The 19141-nt window shown below is 42.7% G+C and carries 17 protein-coding genes; 14 read left to right on the top strand and 3 right to left on the bottom strand.

The features are described from left to right. The coding region (locus L650_RS0117715) for a beta strand repeat-containing protein (protein WP_174380545.1) at positions 1–3520 on the top strand (3520 nt) is incomplete at its 5' end. A gap of 50 nt (positions 3521–3570) precedes the next feature. Then, positions 3571–6741, top strand: coding sequence for a beta strand repeat-containing protein (locus L650_RS0117710; protein ID WP_029773931.1), 3171 nt, complete (start codon positions 3571–3573; stop codon positions 6739–6741). Between the two features lie 157 nt (positions 6742–6898). On the opposite strand, the gene flgN is transcribed toward L650_RS0117710, so the two are convergent. The 3 genes from flgN to flgA form a co-directional block, all read right to left on the bottom strand. Next, positions 6899–7330: a flagellar protein FlgN gene (flgN, locus tag L650_RS0117705; protein WP_029773930.1), complete on the bottom strand. Its 432-nt coding sequence runs from the start codon at positions 7328–7330 to the stop codon at positions 6899–6901. Beyond that, on the bottom strand, positions 7323–7646 hold the full coding sequence (flgM, locus tag L650_RS0117700) for a flagellar biosynthesis anti-sigma factor FlgM (RefSeq protein ID WP_004588011.1): 324 nt from the start codon (positions 7644–7646) through the stop codon (positions 7323–7325). Before flgM ends, flgN begins: the two co-directional genes overlap by 8 nt. 76 nt (positions 7647–7722) lie before the next feature. Continuing rightward, positions 7723–8430, bottom strand: a complete 708-nt coding sequence (flgA, locus tag L650_RS0117695; RefSeq protein ID WP_029773929.1) for a flagellar basal body P-ring formation chaperone FlgA — start codon at positions 8428–8430, stop codon at positions 7723–7725. Between the two features lie 140 nt (positions 8431–8570). Between flgA and L650_RS0117690 the strand changes: the two genes are divergently transcribed. The 12 genes from L650_RS0117690 to flgK all read left to right on the top strand — a co-directional run. Next, the gene (locus tag L650_RS0117690) at positions 8571–9503 is read left to right on the top strand and encodes a chemotaxis protein CheV (protein WP_004588013.1); all 933 of its coding nucleotides are present in this window, start codon (positions 8571–8573) and stop codon (positions 9501–9503) included. Positions 9504–9524: 21 nt separating this feature from the next. Then, entirely contained in the window at positions 9525–10355 is an 831-nt protein-coding gene (locus L650_RS0117685) for a CheR family methyltransferase (RefSeq protein WP_029773928.1), read from the top strand. Positions 10356–10499: 144 nt separating this feature from the next. Further along, complete coding sequence (gene flgB / locus L650_RS0117680; RefSeq protein WP_029773927.1) at positions 10500–10907, top strand: flagellar basal body rod protein FlgB; 408 nt, start codon at positions 10500–10502, stop codon at positions 10905–10907. Positions 10908–10912: 5 nt separating this feature from the next. Continuing rightward, the gene (flgC, locus tag L650_RS0117675; RefSeq protein ID WP_004588016.1) at positions 10913–11344 is read left to right on the top strand and encodes a flagellar basal body rod protein FlgC; all 432 of its coding nucleotides are present in this window, start codon (positions 10913–10915) and stop codon (positions 11342–11344) included. Positions 11345–11357: 13 nt separating this feature from the next. Continuing rightward, positions 11358–12038: a flagellar hook assembly protein FlgD gene (locus L650_RS0117670; RefSeq protein WP_029773926.1), complete on the top strand. Its 681-nt coding sequence runs from the start codon at positions 11358–11360 to the stop codon at positions 12036–12038. Between the two features lie 59 nt (positions 12039–12097). Beyond that, complete coding sequence (gene flgE, locus L650_RS0117665; protein ID WP_029773925.1) at positions 12098–13441, top strand: flagellar hook protein FlgE; 1344 nt, start codon at positions 12098–12100, stop codon at positions 13439–13441. A 176-nt stretch (positions 13442–13617) separates the two neighbouring features. Beyond that, positions 13618–14361 (top strand): flagellar basal body rod protein FlgF, encoded by a 744-nt coding sequence (locus tag L650_RS0117660; RefSeq protein ID WP_004588019.1) that lies wholly within the window; start codon positions 13618–13620, stop codon positions 14359–14361. Positions 14362–14382: 21 nt separating this feature from the next. Further along, complete coding sequence (gene flgG, locus L650_RS0117655) at positions 14383–15171, top strand: flagellar basal-body rod protein FlgG (protein WP_004588020.1); 789 nt, start codon at positions 14383–14385, stop codon at positions 15169–15171. A gap of 20 nt (positions 15172–15191) precedes the next feature. Then, complete coding sequence (gene flgH, locus L650_RS0117650; protein WP_004588021.1) at positions 15192–15875, top strand: flagellar basal body L-ring protein FlgH; 684 nt, start codon at positions 15192–15194, stop codon at positions 15873–15875. A gap of 11 nt (positions 15876–15886) precedes the next feature. Next, positions 15887–16981, top strand: coding sequence for a flagellar basal body P-ring protein FlgI (locus L650_RS0117645; RefSeq protein WP_004588022.1), 1095 nt, complete (start codon positions 15887–15889; stop codon positions 16979–16981). A gap of 135 nt (positions 16982–17116) precedes the next feature. After that, positions 17117–18130 carry a flagellar assembly peptidoglycan hydrolase FlgJ gene (gene flgJ, locus L650_RS0117640; protein WP_029773924.1) on the top strand — a complete coding sequence of 338 codons (1014 nt, stop codon included), beginning with the start codon at positions 17117–17119 and terminating at the stop codon, positions 18128–18130. A 1-nt stretch (position 18131) separates the two neighbouring features. Then, a partial coding sequence (gene flgK, locus L650_RS0117635; RefSeq protein WP_029773923.1) for a flagellar hook-associated protein FlgK occupies positions 18132–19141 on the top strand: 1010 nt, incomplete at its 3' end.

The following is a 19141-nucleotide window of genomic DNA, read 5'->3' as shown; positions in this document are numbered from 1 at the left end:
CGCGCCAAGCATTAGCATTAATACCTTGGTTGATACCAACGACACCACACCAACCATTAATGGGACAAGCGATGCAGCCGATGGCACCACCATTAGCTTAACGTTTGAAGACAGTGCGGGGAATATTACGACTGTTGATACCACCGTAACCGGTGGCGTGTGGAGCGTTGATGCGCCGAGTGAATTAGCTGAAGGTGAATACACAGTGACCGCCGAGGTAGACGATGGTCTGGGTAATATCGGCAGCGCGAGCGAAACCGGTGAGATTGATTTAACCCCACCGAGTCTTGTTATTACAGATAACGGCGTTAGCAACGACACAACACCGACGATCTCCGGCACAAGTGATGCGCCACAAGGCAGTGAAGTGACAATTGTTGTGACAGACAATGCCGGTGCACAGCAAACCATTACCGCCACAGTAGGCGCAACTGGTACATGGTCAGTGCCGGTTACAACAGCCCTGGCTGAGGGCAGTTATACCCTAAGTGCAAGCGTAAGCGATGCAGCGGGTAACACAGCGACCNCCGCCACAGGCGCAGGGGAGGTTGATACCATTGCGCCAACGCTTGATTTAACCAGCCCAGGTTCAAGTAACGATGTTACACCGACCCTAAGCGGCACCAGTGATGCGGTTGAAGGCACCGTGATCACCTTTACGGTTATCGATGATTTAGGGGTCGATCAAACCTTTACCACCACCGTGGATGCGAGCGGCAATTTCTCAGTGGAAGTACCGACGGCACTTGCAGAAGGACCGTACAGCATTGAGGCCAGCATTAGCGATGATGCAGGTAACAGCACTGATATCACCGGCAGCGGTAACATCGATACCACCGCGCCAAGTGTGAGTGTGGATGCACCAGCGCTCACCAACGACAGCACACCAACAGTTACGGGCACCAGTGATGCACCCAACAGCACCGTTACGATAACCTTTACCGATGCAGCCAATGCCGTACAAACTATTGATGTACAAACCGATGCGAATGGTAATTGGAGTGCCACCCCAGCGACTGATTTAGCTGAAGGTAACTACAGTGTCAGCGCGAGCATCACGGATGCAGCGGGCAACACGGGCACAGGGACAGACAGCGGTGAAGTGGATGTAACTCCACCGACTTTAGAGATCATTCCTTCGTTCTTACTTGGCAACTTAGTTTCTCTTTCAGGGGATTCTGATTTACCAGAAGGGTCAGTGATCACCATTACTGAGTATCTTGTTGGCGGTGCTGTAGGCGCTACCTACACTGCTACCACGAATGCTGATGGCACATGGGGACTTGCCAACATAACAGTACCTCTGCTTAGTCTTGCGTATGTTACTGCAACTGCAAGTGATGCAGCCGGCAATGTTGCGAGCGTCAACTCACTTAATTTTGATAATGAAGCACCTGCGCTTACCGTTACTGTAGATGCATTATCGAATGATGCAACGCCGGTGATTTCTGGTGTTACTGATATGGTTCAAGGAACCGAGGTAGAACTAACCGTTGTAGATAGTGCAGGTCAAAGCCAGCAGTTTACGGCCATAGTTCAAGCTAATGGAAGTTGGTCTGTTGAAGTGCCAACCGAGTTAGCACAAGGGCAGTACACTGTTACCGCAGAGGTAAGAGACGATGTTGGTAATTTAACCACAGAGCAAGCACAAGGTGAAATAGACAGCATAGCACCTACTCTTAGCGTTAATCCTATCGACACGACAGCAGATACAACGCCAACCCTATCAGGCACCAGTGATGCCATAGGTGCTGATGTAATAATTAGCATTGATGGCCAAACCTTTTTTGCGGTAGTCGATGCTGATGGAAATTGGCAGGTAGAGGTACCAACTGCACTTACAGATGGTAACTATACGGCGCAAATTAATGTTGCTGACGACGCCAATAATATCACTAGCACAACAATCGACTTAACAATTGATACTCAGATACCAATAGTCGCATTGGACGACATAACCGTATTTAACACAGATACGCCAGTTATTAGTGGTACATCTGGTGAACCTACTGGCACAAATGTAGATATTGTTATTACAGATAGTAATGGTGATACGCATACGTTAGCCGCTACGGTTGATGCAAATGGTAATTGGCAAACAACAGCGCCTAATTTACCTGAAGGAAATTATAGTGTTGTTGTTAGTATTACCGACGATGCTAATAATACAGGTTCAGCGACTGGAACAGGGCTTGTTGATACTCAAGCACCAACCATTAACATTGACGCATTAGGTACAATTAATAGCAGCACGCCTACTATTTCAGGTACATCTAATGAGGTTGAAGGTACTACAATTAATGTCACAATTACTGATGGTGATAGCACTGATACCTACACAACGACGGTGGGTGCAGGCGGGGCCTGGAGTGTTGATGTAACCACGCCATTAACTGATGGACAAGTGACAGTTTCAGCAAGTATTACTGATACTGCAGGTAACAGTAGTGAAGCAAATGCTACTGCTACGCTTAATACTAATGCACCTACCATTAATATAAACACTATTGTTGATACAAACGATCAAACACCTACGCTTTCTGGGTCGAGTAGTGCTGCAAATGGTACGCTAGTTACGGTTACTATTACCGATGTTAATAATGTCTCGCACACGGTTACAACAACTGTAACTGATAATACATGGAGTGTAGATGCGACAAATATCCTTCCTGAGGGCACGTTTACTGTTTCAGCCAGTGTGACTGAAGGTGGCTTAACCAGCAGTGTAACAGATACAGGGCTGATAGATTTAACAGCCCCAGAATTGAATATTACACCGCTACTAACGAGTAATGATACAACGCCTACAATTTCAGGTACAAGTACAGCCCCACAAGGCGCGATAGTCGCTATTTTGATTACAGATAGCTTAGGCGCAGAGCAAACAGTTAATGCCACAGTAGGTGCAAATGGCACATGGTCAGTTGCAGCTCCTTTATCGCTTAGCGAAGGCACGTATACTGTTACTGCATCAACAAGTGATACCGCGGGCAACCCTGTAAATACTAGCACTACCGGTGTGGTTGATATAACCGCACCAGTGGTTAGCATTAACGATATTGTAGGTAGTACAGATTTAACACCTAGCGTTTCTGGCAGTGTAACAGGTGCAGCCGTAGGAGATGTGGTTGCTGTAGTATTTACAGACTTCCAAGGTAATGCGCATACTGTAAATACAACGGTGCAAGCCGGTGGGACTTGGTCAGTAGAGGCAAGTAATACTCTTTCACAGGGATCATATTCAGTTGAGGTATTTATTACTGATAATACCGGAAATACAGGTAGCAATACCACTAACGCTAATATAGATACAATTGCGCCAGATATTAGTATTGATCAAAGTTCATTAATACTTACCCAAGACAGCACGCCATTAATTAGTGGCACATCAAACGAGCCAAATACAAACGTTATCGTTACGTTTACGGATTCAGTTGGTGCATCGCACCAAATTACCGTACAAACGGATGCAAATGGAGACTGGCNACGATTACTGATAGTGCAGGAAATACTTCGGTAGATAGTAAAACGGGTGGCGAAGTAGATACAGTAGGGCCAGAGCTTACTATTGTGCCTTCGTTCTTGCTAGGGCAGCTCGTTTCTTTATCTGGTACATCTGATTTAGGTGAAGGCAAAACCGTTACGGTAACTCTAGAGCTTGCAGGTGATTTACTTGACTTAACTTACGATGTAACCACTGATGCCAATGGTGACTGGGAATTACTAGGCCTAGCGGTTAATGTTATTGGCTTATCAGTTGTAGAAGCCTCTGCAACTGATGATGCAGGTAACACAACCACTATAACTACGGCTGATGTTGATGCGTCAACGCCATTGCTTAATGCAGTGGTTGACTTTGTCACAGGGCAAGGGGATTTACCAATCATTAGCGGTACGACCGACCAAGCCCCAGGCACCGAAGTACTTGTTGAAGTCATTGATAGTGATAACGTAGTACAAGAACTCGTTGCGATCGTACAGGAAGATAACTCATGGGCTGTACAAGTTCCTCAATCACTTGCTGAGGGCGTGTTTACTGTAACTGTAAATGTATTAAGTGAAGTTGGGATCACAGCGACACAGCTAATTAGTAGTGTAGTAGATACCATCTCGCCAACACTTGATTTACAAGTAATTGGTACAACGTCAGATTCTACTCCAATCATTCAAGGAACCAGTGATTTAATTAATGGTGTGGTAGAAATTCAGTTAGACGGCGGCTCAGTACTAACCACAACAGTGAATGCAGCAGGTCTATTTTCACTAGAAGTGGATGCGCTGACTGAAGGGCAGCATGTCGCCAACGTGAGTATTACTGATGATGCTGGCAATGTAGTAACACAAACGCTCGAGTTTGTTGTTGATACGTTAGTGCCTGTAGTAGATATTTTACCGTTGAGCATCAGCAATACTGACATACTAACTATTTCGGGTACTTCAGAGGAAGCTCCGGGTACGGACATTGATGTAACGGTTGTAGATAGTAACGGCAACGCAACAGTATTTGATGCCCTTGTTGGGAGTGATGGCACGTGGTCGTTATTAACCACGAGCCTACCTGATGGTATATATAGTGTATTTGCAAGTATTACTGATGCTGCTGGTAATGTAGGCCAATCTACTACTGAGCAAGTGACGATTGATACCATACCGCCATCGTTAGAAATAGACGCCTTTGGTGTACTTAACACGCTAACGCCAACTATTACTGGCACCAGTGACGAAGAGGCTGGTAGCTTAATTACGGTTAATATTACCGACTCTACAAACACACTTTATGAAGTTACTACAACAGTATTAGGCGATGGCACGTGGCTTGTTGTTGCACCTTTACTTGCTGAGGGCGACTTAACCGTTGAGGCTATTAGTATTGATGATGCAGGAAATATAGCAACAGTGGCACAAACGGGCACCGTTAGTACCACTTTACCGGGCCTATTAATTAACCCAATAATAGATACAAGCGATACAACTCCTACGATTAGTGGTACTACCGATGTAATAAACGGTAATGTAGAAGTTGTTATTACAGATAGCAGTGGTAATGCAACAACCTACAATACTCAAGCTATTTCTGGTGTATGGACATTAATACCCACCACACCATTAGCTGAAGGCGCGTTTACGGTTGATGCGACAGTCGAAAACTTAGGGCTTACTAGTTCTACAAGCCTAGGTGGTATTGTTGATTTAACACCGCCAACAATTGAGGTTGACCAGTTATCCGTTACTAATAATCCGCTACCAACCATTACAGGTATAAGTGATGCACCAGCAGGTACAACACTGAGCGTGGTTATTACTGATGCTAATAACGGTTCACAAACACTTACTGCCCAAGTTGCAGGCAATGGCACATGGTCAGTAACAGCGACTACTCCATTAAGTGAAGGTAGCTTTAGTGCAACAGCATCAATAAGTGATACTGCGGGTAACTCCTCTAGCGATACTATGGTGTCAAGCACAGACTACACTGCGCCAACTGTCATCATAGATCCAATATCGGTAGGGCAAGATACTACGCCTACTGTTACAGGCTCAGTAACGGGAAGCTTTGCTGGTGCGTTAGTAGTCGTTATGTTTACTGATTCAGCGGGTGCTACTCACAATGTTCAAACAACAGTTGGACCTGATGGAAGTTGGAATGTGACCTCTGCAGAAGTACTTCCTGAGGGTAATTACAGCGTAGATGTAAGCATTGCTGATAGCGCAGGTAATACAGGTACACAATCAACAAGTAGCGCAATTGACTCAGGTATTACAATTGACTCGGGGTTAGAACTAACAGCAGATCAAAACCCACTTGTTACGGGGACTGCGGGCGCTGGTGAAACTATATTAGTCACCTTTAGCGGTGCAACAGAAGTCACTAAACAGGTAACCGCTGATGCATCCGGGGCATGGAGCGCTTCGCCAGATACAGATTTAGTTGATGGTGCATACTCTGTAACAGCGGTAGCAACGGATACATCAGGCAATACAACATCAAGCGGTAGCCTCTCTGGATTGATTATAGATACCACGCCAATAGGGTTTGAGGTTACTGATTTTAGTTCAGGAGTATTAGGAATTTTATTCCCATCAGTTGAAGGTACAACAGAGCCAGACACTGAAGTATACATTATTGGCTCTTCGCTGTTGGGCGTTGACTTACTCGGTCTAGATTTAGATGTATTAGAACTTTCAAGCAGCCTTACTTCAGATAGCAATGGAGATTGGGGAGGGGTATTAAACTTAGCCAACCTAAACATTGGTGGAGGGGAGCAATATTATTTTGTTACTGTTGATGAGGTAGGAAACTACTTAATCAAAAATACGGGTAACGAGGTAGAGCAGTCCGGCAATATATACACGCCACAATCTGGCTCAGGTGCTGGTGACACTATGCCTGCGTCATTTAGCGAAGAGTCGGCATTGGGTGATACGCAAAATGAAGGTCTGTTGAGCACCGAAACCATCAACTTAGCAAACGCAGGGGCCATGGCAAGTTCATCAGAGCAAGTTGTACAAGTGAGCTCTACAGAGCCCCTTAATATCAATGATGTAATTATTGACGAAGACACCGAGCAACTCGTTGCTCTTAATACTTTGATTGACGCTGAAGGCTCTGCAATTGCCTATAGCCCTGCACAAAGTGGAGGAAGTGTTGATGAAGCAGCGCCAGCAGTTGATGTTCAAAATCAATCAGAGGAAATGATTAAACACTTAATTGAAAATGGTAATAATCAAACAGATATTTAAATCAGTAACCCACTTCAGTTAAATAGCTGAAGTGGGTTTCTAAAACTCACTTAATCAAAAGTGTGGTTATTATTTTGTGCTAAGTAGTAAACCTAAAAAAGCCCTTATTGAAACTTCAATAAGGGCTTTTTTAATAAATTAGGATAGATAAAAGCAGTTAAGCTTTTAGGTTACGAACTAGCTTGCTGTCGGTATTAACTACACTACCGCCTTGGTCGTAAGTCATACTAGTTGGGGCGCCAATTAAAATATCTTTTAATTGTTTTACACTTAAGTGTGCTTGGCGGGCAGCATGTGAGTTTACTTTATTTTGTTTTTGGCACTGCGCTAACTGCGCTTTAACTTGCGCTACTCGTTCAGTCACTTCAGGGGCATTTTCATCATTTGCAGCAAAAAGTTTATTCAACTCTTTATCGAGCTGCGTAAGCTTAGTTAAAGAAGACATTTTTTGTTGGGCAAGTTCTTTTAAACCTTCACCTCTACGAGAGGCAATAATACTAAGCTCTTCGTTTAATAACGCATATAATGAATCCAAGCATTTAACTTGTTCATTTAATTTAACGCTAATTAAACTATTGTGATCAGCCATATACGTTAAACTCAAAATCAGCTAAGTTTTTAGTCAGCTTTTCAGCATCAATTTGGTATTTACCTTCGGTAATCGCTTTTTTAAGCTCAGCGACCTTTTCACTATCAAAGCCAGATGATTGCTGTGCTTTATCTTGCAGTGTTTTTAACTGCTGTGCTTGCGGCGTCAGGCTCACTGAATCGCTTGCCGCTTTAGGCGAAGGAGTCTGTGTTGTTTGTGTACTTGCAGCGTTATCTTTTTTAATATCAACTTGTTGCTGTTTAGCGTTTGTAAGCGCATTAGCTTGTTGATTACTGCCATTAACTTGATTAACCATAATAATAAACCTGTATATTACCCAACTTATGCCAAGTTATCGGCATATACATAGGATACTTTAGTATAAATCGAAATTAAATATTTACTTGCACAGACTCTACACCATCTACGCGTGCATTCAAAATTTTACCGGATTTTTTATTCTTGATCTGTACTTGCTCACCAAGGGTGCCATCTTCAAGTGCTATCCCCGTAGTTTTTATTCTAAGTCCTTTAATACTCGCATAAATATTAACAGCGTCGCCTTTGCAAACCATACAAATTTGGTTGAGCAAAACCGGCATACCGCTTCTTATATTTCGCTTACTGCGGCTGCCAATAAGCATTAAGGGATCATCTAAATATTGTACCCTAACAAACTGTGAAGGCTTCATTTGTACGCTTAAATGAGACTTAGTAATAACTTCACCACGGGCTAGATTTGCCGTGGCAACCACAACGGGCGCCATTTTAACGATTCTTACATGGACATATTGAGTCCAGCTTTGCGCATCGTTACATTTTATTTGTACAGTCACCTGGCGTGTAAATGGCGGCTCATTTGGCACGACTAATTCTGGCTCGTTTTCGCATACTCTATCAGGAATGCGGCTATCGAGGGCAAGGGCGGTAATCTCCACATTTTTTTCAAGTGGCACGGTAACTTGCTCTGCAATATGAGAAGTTGCTATTTCTTGTAATAAATCTTTACTAAACACTTTTGCATGTAAAGGTGTTGCTAAGCAGAGGCTAGCAAGAAAATAAAAAACACTGTATCTTCTGACTTTTTTTAACAAACTCATAATGTTTCGACTATGCTTATGGTTTCAAACAGGGTATAAATATTTTGCGTCAAAAAATAGACGCTCCCGCGATGTTATGTAGCTTTATAAACAGAAAGCAATTATCGTTCCGCATTATTTGTTTTCTTTAGGAGATTTGAATGGCAGGCATTTTAGACTCAGTAAACCAACGCACCCAGTTGGTTGGGCAGAACCGCCTAGAATTACTATTATTTAAGCTCAGAGGGCGTCAGCGTTTTGGGATCAATGTATTTAAAGTAAGAGAAGTACTGCAATGTCCTCCTTTAACGAGTATGCCTAAATCAAATGCGTACATTCGGGGTGTAGCGCATATTCGTGGTCAAACTATTTCAGTTATCGACTTATCAATGGCCGTAGGCGGCCGCCCTATTGAAAATGTTAAAGACAGCTTCATAATAATTGCAGAATACAATCGTTCTGTGCAGGGCTTTTTAGTTGGTGGCGTTGAGCGAATCGTTAATATGAACTGGGAAAAAATAATGCCACCTCCGTCAGGAGCAGGGCGTTACTCTTATTTAACTGCCGTTACCGAGATTGAAAACGAATTGGTTGAAATTCTCGATGTAGAAAAAATCTTAAACGAAATTTGTCCAGTAAATACCGAAGTTAGTGCCGACCTTGCCGCCGATAGTGCAATACAAAAAGATTTAGGCGAGCGCATTGTATTTATTGCCGACGATTCAGCTGTTGCACGTAACCAAGTAAAAAGAGCACTTGAGCCACTTGGCGTGCAAACTGAGCTTGCAAAAAATGGTAAAGAGGCTTTAGTTAGGCTTAAAGAAATAGCCGAGCTTGATTGTAAAAATGATATTACTGAGCGCGTAGGTTTACTTATCTCTGATGTTGAAATGCCTGAAATGGACGGCTATACATTAACAGCAGAAATTAAAGCAGATCCAAAATTAGCGCCTCTACATGTTATTTTACACACTTCTTTGAGTGGGGTGTTTAATCAGGCGATGATCGAAAAAGTAGGCGCGGATGATTTTATTGCAAAATTTAACCCTGATGAATTGGCAACAGCAGTTAAAAAATGGGTTCATTGCGACTAAACAACAATAGGTGTTATTAATTTGAATAATAAAGATTTGCAGCAAAGTGACTACGATCAGTTTCGCTCATTTTTAGAGCAGCAATGTGGTATTGTGCTAGGCGAAAACAAGCAGTATTTAGTAAAAAGTAGGCTTGCGCCGCTTATGGCTCGTTTTAATGTTGAATCTTTATCACAATTAGTGAGTAAAACGCTTGGCCCTCATGAGCGGCAACTTAGAGCCGCTGTAGTTGATGCCATGACCACTAACGAAACCTTGTGGTTTAGGGATCAATATCCATTTGAGCTTTTAAAAAATAAATTGTTTCCAGAGTTTAAAGACGCCCGCCGACCATTAAAAATTTGGTCAGCGGCCAGCTCTTCAGGCCAAGAACCATACTCTATTGCCATGTCTGTTGCTGAGTTTCAGGCCAAGCAACCGGGCGTGTTGCGTATGGGGGCTCAAATTATTGGTACTGATATTTCTAACACAATGCTCGATATGTGTAAAAACGCTGAATATGATTCGCTGGCTTTAGCGCGAGGCCTATCTGCAGAGCGCCGTAAAAAGTACTTTATGGATAGCGGCAACGGCATGGCAAAAGTTGTCGACTCAGTTAGAAAACAGGTGAGCTTTAGACATTTAAACTTGCTTGATTCTTACGCCTTAATGGGGAAGTTTGATATTATTTTTTGCCGCAATGTCCTTATATATTTTTCACCAGAGGTTAAAGCAAAAATAATTGGTCAGTTTGCCCAAGCACTAAACCCAAAAGGGTATTTATTTTTAGGTGCGTCGGAGTCGATGACGGGCTTAAGTAATGAGTTTGATATGGTTCGTTGTAACCCTGGAATCATTTACCAAAAAAAATAATCCCATCACTTTGTTATTAAAAAACGACGTTCTTAGCGTCGTTTTTTTATTTAATAACAACCCTCTATAAAAAAATAACGTAACTAAAAACTAATGGCTTATAAATTGCTTTAACTTAAGCAAGTCAATTTTTTGGAGAACGTTATGGCTATCAGTTTTGATAAAGCATTAGGTGTGCACCCGCATGCAATGTTGATCCGCTCACAGCGGGCAGAAGTACTTGCCACAAATATAGCGAATGCTGATACGCCTGGCTATAAAGCAAAAGATATCGACTTTGCCTCAGCATTAAAAGCGGCAAGGTCAACTCAGCAAAGCGGCAATAGCATGGTTACTACCAATGAAAAACACATTGCTGGCGGTACTCGAAGTGTAGGTGGTTCTGAATTATTTCGCACTCCAAATCAAGGGGATACAGGCGATGGTAACTCAGTTGATATACAGGTGGAACGAAACTTGTATACACAGAATGCGATGGAGTATCAGGCAAGCCTGCAATTTTTAAGTAGTAAATTTAAGGGCCTGAATAAAGCGCTCGGTAGTCAAGGATAATAATTATGAGTTTATATAACGTTTTTGATATTTCAGGCAGTGGTATGAGTGCACAAAATGTTCGCTTAAATACCACCGCGAGTAATATTTCGAATGCTAATACAATTAGTTCATCCCAAGACAAAACTTACCGAGCACGCCAACCTGTATTTGCTGCCGAGCTGACGAAAGCGTCTGCTTCAGCCAGCAACCCTCAGGGCTCCGCTGTTGGTGTTAAAGTGCTGGGAATTGTTGAGAGTAACAAACCACTACAAATTGAATATAACCCTAATCACCCAAGTGCGGATGAAAATGGCTATATCTATAAACCCAACGTTAATGTTGTTGAGGAGATGGCAAATATGATCTCTGCTTCTCGCTCTTATCAAACAAACGTGCAAGTTGCCGATGCAGCTAAGCAAATGTTAAGCAAAACGCTGTTACTTGGGCAGCGATAACCGAGGGTAGGTTATGAGTAACGATATTAGTAGCAGTTCAACTTATTTGGACTCACTACGCTGGCAAGAACAACAAGTTGCTACCAGCGATGGAGAGAGTGATGCGTTAACACAAGAAGATTTTTTCTCGTTGCTAACTCAGCAGTTATCGTATCAAGATCCGAGTAATCCGGCTGATAACGATCAGATGATTGCGCAAATGACTAATTTTACCATGGCGCAAGGCATCACAGATTTAAACACAAATTTTGAGTCACTAGCCTCATCAATGACCTCAAATTCTGCCTTACAAGCATCAACGCTGGTTGGTAAGCAAGCGCTTTTAGAGTCTAATACGCTTGAGCTTGGCGAAAGCGGAGAGGCAAAAGGGTCTGCGGTTGCTGAAGAAGCCGTTGATAATTTAACAATTAAAGTCACAGATGCTTCTGGGCAACTGGTTAGAACTATCGATATGGGTTCGCAAGCAGCGGGTGCAGTGCGCTTTAGCTGGGATGGTAATAATGAATCCGGTGAGCGCCTACCAGAGGGTGAATACACCATTACTGCAGAGGGCAGTACCAACGGCGAGTTTTCAAGCTTACCGGTGGCAACATTCAAAAACATTGAAAGCGTTAATATCAATGGCTCTAGTGGCATTATTATTAACACTAAAGAGGGTGCGGTTAGGTTGACAGATGTCGCAGAGATCGCATAACCAATTAAAAAATATTTCGCCTGCTAGCAGGCTATTAGATTAAAAGTTAGAGGTGAATTATGAGCTTTAATATCGCACTTACAGGCCTAGCTGCCGCTCAAAAAGATTTAGACGTAACAGCAAATAATATTGCTAATGTAAACACCACCGGTTTTAAAGAATCACGAGCTGAGTTCGTCGATGTGTATGCATCTTCTGTGTTCAGTTCTGGTAAAACTAAAAACGGTGATGGTGTTCAGACAGCTATGGTTGCACAGCAGTTTCATCAGGGGTCGTTGCAGTTCACCAACAACTCGTTGGATTTAGCTATTACGGGTGAAGGTTATTTTGCGATGAGTGAAGACCTTGGCTCTCAAGATTTTTCTTATACCCGTGCTGGCGCATTTAAGCTAAATCAAGACAATTTTGTAGTCGATGCAAAAGGTAATTTCTTACAAAGCTTTCCTGTTGATGAAGCTACAGGAGATACTACTTCAGTGAGCCTAAGCACATCATCACCTTTACAAATACCTGACTCGTCAGGTTCTCCAAGAGCTACTAGTCAAGTATATTCATCATTCAATCTAGATTCTCGAAGTACTCAGCCTTCAGTTACTCCTTTTGATTCAAATACTAGTGCCTCCTATAATAGCTCGACATCCACCACTGTGTATGATTCATTAGGTGAGCCACATGTTTTACAGCTGTTCTTTGTAAAGCAAGACCCAGTAACAGCACCGAACCAATGGCAAGTTTACGGGACCTTAGACGGGAAAAACTTTGGCACAGATGGAACTGAAACCGCCGCCGGTTCACATACTCCAATAGATACTTTTGAATTTACATCTGCAGGTTTGCCTAATGTAGCGTCACCGGCTACAACTTTTTCTGATATAGACTTATCGTCAGATGCTACTACAGGTTTGACTTCACTTTTAACTAATGGTGCAAGTTTTCCCGATGATGTATCAGTAAGTTGGCGTGATGAAGCTGGCACTAATAACAAAGTTCCAACACAGTATGCAAGTAACTTTGAAGTAAAAGCACTAGAGCAAGATGGCGCTACCGTTGGTCGTTTAGCGGGTATTGATATTGGAACAGATGGAAAAGTAGTAGCATCATATAGTAATGGTGATTCAACCTTCTTAGGCCAAGTTGCTATGGTGCGTTTTTCAAACTCTCAAGGTTTATCGCAAGTAGGCGATACGAGCTGGAAGAAAAGTTTGACATCAGGGGAGCCTATTGCAGGAGAACCAGGTTCAGGCACATTGGGTAGTATTAATTCATCCGCGCTTGAGCAATCAAATACCAACTTAACAAACGAATTAGTTGATTTGATTACCGCTCAACGTAACTACCAAGCGAACTCACGAGCGCTTGAAGTTAACTCAACAATTCAGCAAAGTATTTTGCAGATTCGATAAGTTAACCTTATTTTTGGTTAAGATTTTAAGGCTGCATTTTTGCAGCCTTTTTTGTAGCTATGTCGCTAAAACTAGCGTAGCTGAACCGTTCAATACCTTCCTTATATTGCGTCAAATTTAACCTGGCATCTATTTTGCATTTATCAACTCAGAGATTTTTTATGTGAGTCGATGTTATGGACAAAATGGTCTACATTGCAGCCTCCGGCGCTAAGCAAAGCCTACAAGGGCTTGCACTTAAAGCCAATAATTTGGCAAACGCAAACACCACGGGTTTTAAAGCTGACTTTGCGCAAGCGCGTTCTATGCAAGCATTTGGCGAGGGCTTACCAACGCGCGTGTTTTCAATGCAAGAGCGACCAGGTTCTAACATGACCTCTGGCGGCATAATCGAAACAGGTCGTGATTTAGATATTGCCATGAGCGATAACGCCTGGCTTGCGGTTCAGGATGACTCAGGAAACGAAGCATATACAAAAGTAGGCACGCTAAACATTACTGCGCAAGGTATGTTGGTAACAAGTCATGGTCGTCAAGTTATTGGCGAAGGTGGCCCCGTAATTTTACCGGTTCCTATTGAAAAAATAAGTTTTAGTGAAGATGGTGCCATACAGGTTCGCCCCCAAGGCGCGCCTGCAAATTTTTTAGAAGAAGTAGACACGCTGCGCGTTGTTGAAGGAAACAGCAGAGAGCTTGAAAAAGGCAACGATGGTTTATTTAGACCTGTACCTGGGCAAACCGTCGATACCTCTGCAAATGTAAAAGTGTTAAGTGGTGCACTGGAAATGTCTAACGTTAATCCAGTTCACGAAATGGTCGATATGATCAACCACCAACGTCAATTTGAGTTACAAGTAAAACTAATGAAAACAGCTGAAGAGATTGACGAACGTCAAGATCAGTTGATGCGCATAGTTTAACTTTAAAATGAGGGCATACTTATGAATCCTGCATTGTGGATAAGTAAAACAGGGCTAGACGCTCAACAAACTGATATTTCAGTTATTTCAAATAACTTGGCGAATGCCAGTACCGTAGGTTACAAAAAAAGCCGCGCTATTTTTGAAGATTTACTGTATCAAAACATCAACCAGCCTGGCGGGCGCTCTTCACAAGATACCGAGCTGCCATCTGGCCTAATGCTAGGTGCGGGTGCAAAAGTGGTTGCTAACCAAAAAGAGTTTACGCAAGGTAATATGCTCACCACCGAAAACTCACTCGATTGGATGATTTCAGGCGAAGGTTTTTTTGAAGTGCTGCAACCCGATGGCAATATAGCGTATTCGCGTAATGGGCAATTTACTACCGATGAAGACGGTCGTATTGTTACCTCCGGTGCAGGTTTTGTTGTTCAGCCCGAAATGAATGTACCCGATGATGCGCAATCAATTACAGTCTCTCAAGATGGTGAAGTATCTGTACGCGTTGCAGGGCAAGCCGATAACGTGGTGATTGGCCAGCTAACAATTAGTGACTTTATTAATCCATCGGGTCTTGAGCCAATTGGTCAAAACCTTTACACCGAAACCGCTGTTAGTGGAGCGCCTGTTCAAGGTAATCCAGGCGTAGAAGGCTTAGGAACTATTATTCAAGGCTCACTTGAAACATCAAACGTTAATGTAACGGAAGAATTGGTAAACCTTATCGAAACTCAACGTGTTTACGAAATGAACTCAAAAGTAATCTCGGCCGTTGACGAAATGATGAGCTACATCAATCAACAGTTATAACCGTGCACAAGGGGATAGTTATGCGTAATGTTATTTTATTTGCAGCAGGCACCTTATTTTTAAGTGGCTGTGTTTCTACGCAAAATAGTGAAGTGGTTCAAGATGACCCCTACTACGCACCCATGTACCCAGAGCCTGTAGCAGAGCCTGTTGTTGCAACGGGTTCGTTGTTTAACACCAATACATTCAATGATTTGTATTCAGACAAAAAAGCACTTAGAACCGGCGATATAATTACCGTTAAGCTTGAAGAGTCAACACAAGCTACAAAAGCCGCTAAAACCGAAACCGATAAAGAAACCGAAGCCAGCCTAGACCCCGTTATTGGGTTAGGTGGTTTACCAGTCAATATAGGTGGCGATAGTATTCAGTTTGGCATTGGTAGTGACTCATCATTTACCGGTGACTCTAAATCAAATCAGTCAAACAGCTTAGTGGGCGATATCTCGGTGAATGTTATGCGTGTTTTACCCAATGGTAACTTAGTTATTCGTGGTGAAAAATGGCTAACACTTAACACCGGCGAAGAGTTTATTAGGCTCGAAGGCCTTGTACGTCCGCAAGATGTAAGCGCCGATAACACGGTTGAGTCGAATAGAATTGCCAATGCCCGAATTCAATATTCAGGTAAAGGACAAACACAAGAAGCGCAAAGCCCAGGGTGGTTAACACGTTTCTTTAGTAGCTCGTTATTTCCGTTTTAGAGGATAGTAGTATGAATAGCATTAAAGCGTTTATTTTGATCATACTGCTAGGCTGGCAATTTTCTGCCAGCGCCGAGCGTATAAAAGATGTCTCTATGGTTGAAGGCGTACGTGCTAACCAATTGGTTGGCTATGGTTTAGTGGTGGGGCTACCTGGTACAGGGGAGCAAAACTCTTACACGCAACAAAGTTTTAGAGGCATGCTAAACAGTTTTGGTATTACGCTGCCTTCAACACAAAGCCCTAAAATTAAAAACGTAGCAGCAGTGGCAGTCCATGCTGAGCTTCCGCCGTTTAGAAAGCCGGGTCAAACAATTGATATTACGGTATCTTCTATTGGCAGTGCAGGCAGTTTACGTGGCGGCACCTTGCTCCAAACTTTCTTAAAAGGGGTGGATGGAAACGTATACGCCATAGCCCAAGGTAGCCTAATTGTGGGTGGCTTAGGAGCACAAGGGCTTGATGGCAGTAAAGTGGTCATTAATACCCCGACAGTTGGCCGCGTACCTAACGGAGCCACTGTTGAACGCGAAGTTAAAAGCCCTTTTATGCAAGGCGACTACATTACTTTTAACTTAAACCGCCCAGACTTTACAACGGCAAAACGTTTAGAAGCAACAATTAACAACTTGGTAGGCCCTAATAGTGCACAAGCTATTGACGCTGCCTCAGTACGCGTTATTGCGCCACGTGATGCATCGCAACGAGTGTCTTATTTATCAACGCTTGAAAACCTAGAGTTTAAGCCTGCTGACACTTCAGCCAAAATTATTGTTAATTCACGTACGGGAACCATTGTCATTGGCAAAAATGTGAAGCTACAGCCTGCGGCAATAACCCATGGCGGCCTAACAGTCACAATTGCTGAACAGCAAAATGTAACGCAGCCTAATCCGTTAGCAGAAGGCGAAACTGTTGTTACACAGCAAAGTATTATTGACGTTAATCAAGATGATTCTCGTGCGTTTGTTTTTAACCCCGGCGTTAGCTTAGATGACTTAGTGCGTGCTATAAACGAAGTAGGCGCAGCACCTGGAGACCTAATGGCTATTTTAGAAGCGCTTAAAGAAGCGGGTGCAATTAACGGACAGCTTGTTGTTATTTAGTTAGTTTTTAGAATATTTACCCTTCCACATAAAGCTTAAGTACTCAAAAGGTACTTAAGCTTTTTACTGTTTACCTTTCTTTGGCTCAATTTTTGCATTTCTTTAAGCATTATTCATTTTTGTGTCAAAAAGCTGATGGAAACAAATCACCTCGACAAGCAAAACTTTTTTGATTTAAGTAATCTTAATACTTTACGTCAAGACGCTTTAAACAGCGGTGATGCATCTACTGATGCGTCTAAAGCGGCGCTAAAAAAAGCAGCGGCACAATTTGAAGCTATTTTTACACAAATGCTTCTAAAAGGGATGCGTAAAGCCAACGAAGCATTTGAAGATGAAGACAGCCCGTTTAACTCAAGCGGCGTAAAGTTTTTTGAAGAAATGCACGATCAGCAGCTCTCTTCTGAGCTTTCATCAAATGGGTCTTTGGGTTTGGCTGATTTAATTGTTCAGCAGCTCTCACCAGATGCTGAGAACTTTATGCCTGGCTCCGTATTAAGAACTACTAACGACTTTATGAGTGATAAACGCGCAGGCTCTGAACTGCCGCACGAAAAGGTGCACAGTGTAAAGCAAGCAAATAAAGATGACTCAGCAGTCAGCAGTGCGGCAACACAAACTAAAACCACAACACAGCCTACACAGTCGTCATTTAATAATGCTGAAGAGTTTGTTAGTGCAGTTTGGGAGCATGCTAAAACAGCGGCCGAAAAAATTGGTCTAAACCCTGCAGTAATGGTGGCCCAAGCGGCACTTGAGACGGGTTGGGGTAAGCATATTATTAATAAAAGCGACGGGAATAGCTCAAATAACCTGTTCAATATTAAATCAGATAAAAGCTGGGAAGGCGATAAAGCAAGTAAAGTAACGCTTGAATTTGAGCAAGGTACCCCTGTTAAAAAGCAAGCAAGTTTTAGAGCTTACGATTCTATAAAAGAAAGCGTGAACGACTTTGTCGATTTTTTAACGCAAAACCCACGCTACGAAGAAGCATTACAAAAAACAGCACAGCCAAACGAATTTTTAGATTCGCTACAAAAAGCAGGCTATGCAACCGATCCTAATTACGCGAGTAAAATAAAAAAAGTGCTAAATAGCAGTGAGCTTAAAAATATTGCAACAAGCGCGTTTACCCAAGGAGTGAAGTAATATGTCGTTTAGTTTATTAAATATTGCCAGTTCAGGGGTGCGTTCAAGCTCTGAACTGTTGCAAACGACCAGTAAAAACATCACCAATGTAAACACCGAAGGCTACGTACGTGAGCGCACTGAATTTACCACTATGGTAGATAACCAAGTAGGGCGCGGCGAAACATATCGGTTATTGAACGAATTTGCCCAGTCGCAGTTAAACCGCGATACGTCAAATAAATCGTTTTTTGATCAATTCGTAACAGAAGCCAACCGTGTTGATACTATTTTTTCAGAAGAGTCTAACAACTTATCAACCGGCATAAATTCATTATTTAATAACGTGCAAGAGGCGCTAAATCAGCCGTCTTCATCAGTTGCTCGTTCACTCGTAATGACCGATGCGCAAAGTTTGGTTGATCAAATGGACAGGCTCTCAGGTATTGTGCTTGAGCAACAAGGCATTGTGAATGAACAGCTTGAAATTTTTTCTGAAGAGGCCAACTCGCTCATACAAAATATAAATACGTTAAACCAAGAAATTGCAGTTGTAAATGGTACTAATAACGCATCAGACGCGAGTTCTATTTATAACCAGCGCGACTTGGCGATTCGTGAATTATCAGAGCTCGTAGATATAGAAACACTCGATGGCCCTAATGGCGAAAAACTCGTCTTTATGGGCAGCGGTGAGTCTTTAGTTATGGAAAACGGGACCTTTAACTTGTTTTCCCTGTCGGGTGACCCCGATCCTAATTTTAAAGAATTGACGCTTGACGTTAATGGCGGCAAAGCTGTGCCGCTAGAAATAGATGCAACTAAATTAAAAGGCAAAATTGGCGGCTTATTAGCGTTTAGAGACGACATACTTGTGCCTGCACAAAGCCAGATTGGCCAAATGGGATTGGCAATTGCAGATGCGTTCAACGAGCAAAATAAATTGGGTATGGATGCTAACGGTGAGCTAGGCGGTGATATTTTTACCATACCTACCGTGGGCGCTTATGCATACCAGGCTAATACCGGCGG

It is taken from the genome of Pseudoalteromonas sp. TB51, from assembly GCF_000498055.1.
GTDB lineage: Bacteria > Pseudomonadota > Gammaproteobacteria > Enterobacterales > Alteromonadaceae > Pseudoalteromonas > Pseudoalteromonas atlantica.
Note: the sequence above shows the minus strand (reverse complement) of the source record. Positions and strands in the feature narration are given on the sequence as shown.